This window comes from Aquabacterium sp. UBA2148 (genome assembly GCF_002328915.1).
Taxonomy (GTDB): domain Bacteria; phylum Pseudomonadota; class Gammaproteobacteria; order Burkholderiales; family Burkholderiaceae_C; genus Aquabacterium; species Aquabacterium parvum.
The window spans coordinates 536-6,523 of the sequence record NZ_DCXA01000005.1; the positions used below are offsets into that span (position 1 = coordinate 536).

6 protein-coding genes and 3 tRNA genes are annotated in these 5,988 nt (G+C 67.5%); all 9 read left to right on the forward strand.

What is annotated here, in order from left to right; all coding sequences use genetic code 11:
* Window positions 1-574, forward strand: a 574-nt coding sequence (locus B2W70_RS00105; RefSeq protein ID WP_286741868.1) for a glycosyltransferase family 4 protein, incomplete at its 5' end; no start/stop codon positions are given.
* Complete coding sequence (locus B2W70_RS00110) at window positions 574-1,983, forward strand: O-antigen ligase family protein (RefSeq protein WP_286741869.1); 1,410 nt, start codon at window positions 574-576, stop codon at window positions 1,981-1,983. The genes B2W70_RS00105 and B2W70_RS00110, both read left to right, overlap by 1 nt.
* Complete coding sequence (locus tag B2W70_RS00115; protein WP_286741870.1) at window positions 1,980-2,807, forward strand: acyltransferase; 828 nt, start codon at window positions 1,980-1,982, stop codon at window positions 2,805-2,807. Before B2W70_RS00110 ends, B2W70_RS00115 begins: the two co-directional genes overlap by 4 nt.
* 15 nt (window positions 2,808-2,822) lie before the next feature.
* Window positions 2,823-3,656, forward strand: coding sequence for a lipid II flippase MurJ (locus B2W70_RS00120; protein WP_286741872.1), 834 nt, complete (start codon window positions 2,823-2,825; stop codon window positions 3,654-3,656).
* Window positions 3,656-4,243, forward strand: coding sequence for a lipid II flippase MurJ (locus B2W70_RS00125; protein ID WP_286741873.1), 588 nt, complete (start codon window positions 3,656-3,658; stop codon window positions 4,241-4,243). Before B2W70_RS00120 ends, B2W70_RS00125 begins: the two co-directional genes overlap by 1 nt.
* Window positions 4,244-4,279: 36 nt before the next feature.
* The gene (locus tag B2W70_RS00130; RefSeq protein WP_286741875.1) at window positions 4,280-5,347 is read left to right on the forward strand and encodes an acyltransferase family protein; all 1,068 of its coding nucleotides are present in this window, start codon (window positions 4,280-4,282) and stop codon (window positions 5,345-5,347) included.
* 114 nt (window positions 5,348-5,461) lie between these two features.
* Window positions 5,462-5,547, forward strand: a tRNA-Tyr gene (locus B2W70_RS00135).
* 81 nt (window positions 5,548-5,628) lie between these two features.
* A tRNA-Gly gene (locus tag B2W70_RS00140) sits at window positions 5,629-5,702 on the forward strand.
* A gap of 119 nt (window positions 5,703-5,821) precedes the next feature.
* Window positions 5,822-5,896 (forward strand) — tRNA-Thr (locus B2W70_RS00145).
* Window positions 5,897-5,988 lie beyond the last annotated feature (92 nt).

Below are 5,988 nucleotides of genomic sequence, written 5' to 3' on the forward strand. Positions count from 1 at the left end.
GCGGCACGACGCGACCTCGCGCACCGTGCTGTTCCTGGGCAACTACGAGTACGCGCCCAACGTCGATGCCGTCGAGTGGGCCCTGACCGACATCGCCCCGAAGGTGTGGGCCCTGGCGCCCGATGTGCGTTTTCGCATCTGCGGCCATGGCATGCCGCAAGCCTGGGCCAAGCGCTTCCCCGATGAGCGCATCGAGTGGCGCGGCTACGTGCCCGACCTCACCGAGGTGCAGGCCCACAGCGCCGTGTTCATGGCGCCGCTGCGCTTTGGCGGTGGCTCCAAGCTCAAGGTGCTCGAAGCCATGGCGGCAGGCTTGCCGGTGGTCTCCACGCGCGAAGGCCTGTCGGGCCTGCCCATCATCGACGGACGCCACGCCCGCATCGCGGACACGCCCGAGGCCATGGCCCAGGCCCTGATCCAGGCGCTGGACCACCCCGATGCCGCCCGGGCCATGGGCAACGCCGCCCGGGCGCTGGTGCAGGCAGAGTTCGACTGGTCTGCGGTGGCTGCACAGCTCGAAGGCGTCTACGCCTCGGTGCTGACTGGCGATCGATCTGCCAGCGGGGTGCACTGATGCACCAGGGCGCTCGCGCCTCGCTGCTCCTTCCGGTCACCCTGGGGGCGCTGTTCGCTGCCTTGATGGTGCTGACCACCCCGGTGCTGACCGGCATCGCCCTGGTGGCGCTGGCGTCCCTGTTGTTCGTGGTCAGCCAACCCAAGCGTGGCTTCCTGCTGTTTTGCCTGCTGGCGCCGGCCCTGCCCTGGATGACGATCTCGTTGGGCGTGCGCATCACCACCTCCGAGGCGCTGCTGGCGCTGACCTGGCTGGGCGTGTTCTGGCACTGGCTCACCGGCACGCTGCCGGGCATCCAGTTCGGCCCGACAGAAAGGCTGGTGGCCTTGTTCCTGGGCTGGACCATGGTCCCGCTGATCGTGGGGCAGTTCATCCCCGAAGGCGATGGCATCGGTCCGGTCAACTGGGTGCGCTACCTGCTCAACGTCTCGCCCATCGCCCTGTTGCCCATCCTCGCGCCCACGCCGCGCGAGCGCGAACAGGTCATCCTGTGCCTGCTGCTGGGCTTCGCGTTGCTGGCCTGCATCTCGCTGGGGTTCTTCTTCGCGGGCCGCGACGCGCGCCTGATGGTGCCTTTCCTGACCAAGCTGCAGTACGCCCACCCCGAGGTCATCGCCGACATCTTCGGCGCCGACCCGGGGCGCATGGCCTCGCCCTGGGTGCACCCCAACTCCACCGGCGGCGCCATGCTGCTGGCCGCGCCGCTGGGCCTGTTCTACGGCGTGGCCAACGTGGGTTGGCGCCGCGCCCTGGGCTGGTTCGTGGCGGTCGCCTCGCTGGCCGGCATCGTCTTTTGCGGCTCTCGTGGTGCCCTGCTGGCCATGGGCGTGATCGTGGTCTGGCTGGCTTTCAAGCGCACGCCTTACGCCTTGCGTGGCCTGGCGATCGCGTCTGTGCTGGCGGTGCTCTTCGTGGCCACCTACCCGCCGGCCCAAAAGCGCTTTGCCTCGCTGTTCTCCAGCAACGACGTCAGCACCGGCGTGCGCTTCGAGGAGTACAAGCGCTTTCCTGAAAACGCCTTGCGCTACCCGCTGGGCCTGGGCTTCAAGGCCGACACGCCCGCCTCGTCGCCCGAGAAGGACGTCTACGGCATCTCCAACCTGTGGCTGAACTACTGGTTCAAGCTGGGCCTGCCGGGCATGGTGCTGTTCATCCTGGCCACGCGCGCCTGGTGGCGTGAGGTCCGCATGCCCGGCCGCTTCGAGCGCGTGGACCGCAGCAACGCCATGCGCATCGCCACGGTGGGCACGGTGCTTGCGGCGCTGTCCACCGGTTTCATCGACCACTACTTCAGCTTCACGCAGGTGCTCATCGCCCTGTTCTGGCTGGTGTTCGCCTTGGGCTTGCATTACGCCCGCACGCCCGACGCCGCCTCGTCATCGTCGTCCTCACATCCGATCCGACCATGAAACACCGCATCTATCACAGCAACAACGTCCGCCAACGGCTGAGCGAGTACGCCGCGCGCTTGGGTGTCGCCGAGCCGGAGCTGCAGACCGCTTACGACTGGTGCCTGGCCAACAACGTCGTCTTCGAGAGCCAGGGCAAAGGCCCGGACGACGTGGTGGTCCACATCGCCAGCCTGGACATCCGCCAGCGCATCGCCGATCCGCTGGCGCGTCAGCTTTTCGTGGCGCTGTTCGACGAGGTCCCCGGGCGCAAGCTGCCTCTGTACGGCAAGAACTGGCCGACCCTGGTCGACCGCATGCGGCGCGTCTGGGAACAGGTCTACAACATCCTCATCAACAAGATCCCCAGCCACACCTTGCGTGTGAATTGGCTGCGCCTGGGCGGCGCCAAGATCGGCAAGGGCTCTTCCATCTGGCGCAACACCGAGGTCATCGGCGTCGAGAGCCTGACCATTGGCGATGACTCCTGCATCGGCTGGCACTGCCAGATCGACGCGCGCTCGGGCCTGACCATTGGCAACCACGTCACCATCGCCTCGCACGTGCTCATCGTGGCGGGCGGGCACGACCTGGAGGCGCCCGAGTTCTGGTCGGTGTCCGCGCCCGTGCGCATCGACGATTGGGCCTGGGTCACCTCGCGCGCCATCGTGCTGCCGGGTTCGCACATCGGTGAAGGCGCCGTGATCTCGGCCAACACCACCGTGAGCAAGAAGGTCGAGCCCTACACCATCGTGGCCGGCTTCAGCGCCAAGCCCGTGGGCCAGCGCGTGCGCAACCTCAACTACAAGGTCGGCGGACGCAGCTTGTTCGCTTTCCTGCACTGATCGGGTGGCCTGAGCATGCTCGGAGCGTCTGGCGCCCTCACCCTGGTCACCGTGGCCGGTTTGGCTGCGGGCCTGGGTCGAGAGTGGCTGCTGGTGCACAACTGGGGCGCGGGCGCGCGCACCGACGCCTTCCTTGTTGCCTTGTTCCTGCCCGAAGCCATCCGCATGATGCTGGGCGGCGGCCTGCTGTCGTCGGCGGCCATGGCCTGGTGGCAGGCTTTGCCCGCGCACGAGCGGCCGGCTCAGCTGTCGCGCTTCACCTTCGGCATGGCCGGCGTGGGCGTGGTGCTGGCGTTGCTTTGCTGGCTGGCGCGCGAAGGCCTGCTGCGCTTCATCGGTGCGGGCATGGACGCGGCCCATTTGGTGGCTGCCGAACAGGCCCTGGCGGTGCTGGCCTGGAGCCTGCCCGCCTTCATCCTGCAGGCCGCCTGGTCGGTGCCCCTGCACGCCGACGGGCGCTACCTGCTGCCGGGCTTCGCTTCGCTGGCGTACAACCTGCCCGCGGTTGCCTGCCTGGCCTGGCTCGGGCGCGACTGCACCGAAACCGCCGTGGCCTGGAGCTTCGTGGGTGGCGCGGTGTTCAGCGCCCTGATCCTGCTGCCCGGTGTGCGCCGTTTGGGCTTGCCCTGGCGCGAGTTGCGCTGGTCGGGCGCGCTCATGCGGCAGATGGGCAAGCAGGTGGCGCCGCTGCTGGGCAGTGCATTGACCGGGCAGGGTGTGGCCCTGCTCGAGCGCGTGGTCGCGTCTTACCTGGGCGACGGCGTCATCACCTTGCTGAACCTGGCGCGCAAGCTCGCCAACCTGCCGCTGGTGGCGCTCACGGCGGTCAGCCAGGTGCTGTTGGCCTGATGAGCCGAGGTCAGGCCGCAGACCGTGAGCCCTTGCTTCGTCAGGGACTCGCTGCCAGCACCCTCATCACGACCCCGGCGGCGCTCGGCCTGCTGATGTCGGCGCCTGCGCTGGTGGCCTTGTTGTTTCCCGGTGTGACCGGCACCGACCGATTGGCCCCCTTGCTGGGCTGGTACGCCGTCGCCCTGGTCATTGCCGGTTGGAACGCGTTGCTGGCGCGCTATTGCCACGCGGCCGGAGACACCCGCTTGCCCTTCGCCTGCGACCTGGCTGGCAGCTTGGCGCAGGCCATCGCCATGCCTTTGCTCGCTTGGGCCTTCGGCCTGATGGGCCTGGCCGCCGCGACCCTCATCGGTGTGGCGGTGACAGGCGCCATGCTGCTGCACCACAACGGCCTGTGGCCGCGCGTGGACCTGGTGCGGCTTGTGCTCGTGTCGGCCTTGCCGCTCGCAGCCGGGGGGCTGAGCCTGGGCAGCCTGCCTGCCGAGCCCGCACTCCGTTTGGCCGCAGCCACCGCCGCCGGCCTGCTTTGTCTGGGCCTGGTGGCCGCCGTGTTGCGCCCCTGGCGGCAGTCACAGGGACGTTGATGGCGAATCGAGCCCGTTGCTGCAGTTGAAGCCAAGATGAAACGCGCCAACCACTTTGATGTCCTGCGCCTGGCTGCGGCCGCTGCCGTGGCCATGCTGCACCTCATCGACCTCACGCGCCTGCCCACCTTCGAGCGTTGGCTGGGCTGGATGCCGCTGCAGTTCGGCCTGCCGGTTTTTTTCGTGCTCAGCGGCTACCTCGTGAGCATGAGCTGGGGGCTGCGCCCCGGCTGGCGGCCCTACCTCGAGCGCCGGTTGCGCCGCATCGTGCCCGCCTACGTGGTGGTCGTGCTGGTCTGCGCCGTGGGCGGCGTGCTGCTGTCCACGCACGGTTGGCAGGCCTATTTCAGCGCACCTGCCTGGTGGCGTCACCTTGCTGCCAACCTCACCTTCCTGAACTTTCTGCAGCCGGGCCTGCCTGGTGTGTTCGCGGACAACCCTGTGCCCGGGGCCGTCAACGGCGCACTCTGGACGATCAAGGTCGAGCTGATGTTCTACGCCGTGGTGCCCCTCTTCATGGGCGCTGTCAGGCGTTGGGGTGCCACGCCGGTCTTGTTGGCCGGCTATGTGCTGTCGGCTTGCTGGTGGACTTTCTTCACCGATTGGGCCGTGCAGACGGGGCGCCCAGTCGGTCACGAGATTGCCAAGCAGATGCCGGGGCAGCTCATGTACTTCCTGGCCGGTGCCTGGGCCTGGAGTGAGCGCGAGCGCGTGGCCCGTTGGGGCTGGGCGTGGGGCCTGGGAGGCTTGTTGGCCTTGATCTGCCTGACCTGGTTGGACGGGCCCCGCACCGCAGGCGCCGATTGGCCCGACGTGCTGGTGCCATGCTGCCTGGCGGCGTTCGTGAGCTGGCTCGCCGTTGGCGTGCGCCCGCAGCCCTTGCTCGAGCTGCGATACGACCTGTCGTACGGCATCTACCTGTGGCACTTCCCGATCATCCAGGCCCTGGTGAGCCTGGGTGCGTTCGAGCTCGCGCCCTGGCCCGTGGCCCTGCTGGCGGCGGTGCTGATTGCCGCCATGGCTTGGGCTTCGTGGCACCTGGTCGAAGCGCCGGCCGTGCGCCGCACACACCACACTGCCGCAGCCACGCCTGTGGTGTCCTGAGCACAAGCTGCGGGAGGCCACGGCTGTTTCCGTGGCGCCGCAGCCTCAGCGTGATTTTTCACCACGGCGCTTGCGAATGCTTGATCGGCTGTGCTAAAGTCTAGGGCTTGCCTTGGAGGGGTGCCCGAGTGGCTAAAGGGGGCAGACTGTAAATCTGTTGGCTTACGCCTACGCTGGTTCGAATCCAGCCTCCTCCACCAGGCAAACCTGCTTTGCTGAACGCATCAGGACGCCATGCAACGTGCATGTGCGGCATGTGCGGGCAGCGGAATGACTCCCGAGCGGGAGTAGTTCAATGGTAGAACCTTAGCCTTCCAAGCTAATGACGCGGGTTCGATTCCCGTCTCCCGCTCCAAGTGGTCAAGGTTCTGTCATCGTCAGCGTGATACCATCGCGGTCTTCGCCGGAATGGCGGAGGCTGTGTCAGGTCGACACGGGTTTGGGTTCATCACCCGATCCCATACCCGTGTCGATGCCCATGTGGCTCAGTGGTAGAGCACCCCCTTGGTAAGGGGGAGGTCGGCAGTTCGATCCTGCCCATGGGCACCACACCCCCCCTTTCCCCTTCTCTTCCTATTTCAGGATCGCTAGGAGCGACAAACATGGCAAAAGGTAAGTTCGAGCGGACCAAGCCGCACGTG

Bases quoted from the DNA above. Each gene is read 5' to 3' on its own strand.
- B2W70_RS00130 (WP_286741875.1), top strand. From the start codon at position 4,280: ATGAAACGCGCCAACCACTTTGATGTCCTGCGCCTGGCTGCGGCCGCT.
- B2W70_RS00115 (WP_286741870.1), top strand. From the start codon at position 1,980: ATGAAACACCGCATCTATCACAGCAACAACGTCCGCCAACGGCTGAGC.
- B2W70_RS00110 (WP_286741869.1), top strand. From the start codon at position 574: ATGCACCAGGGCGCTCGCGCCTCGCTGCTCCTTCCGGTCACCCTGGGG.
- B2W70_RS00125 (WP_286741873.1), top strand. From the start codon at position 3,656: ATGAGCCGAGGTCAGGCCGCAGACCGTGAGCCCTTGCTTCGTCAGGGA.
- B2W70_RS00120 (WP_286741872.1), top strand. From the start codon at position 2,823: ATGCTCGGAGCGTCTGGCGCCCTCACCCTGGTCACCGTGGCCGGTTTG.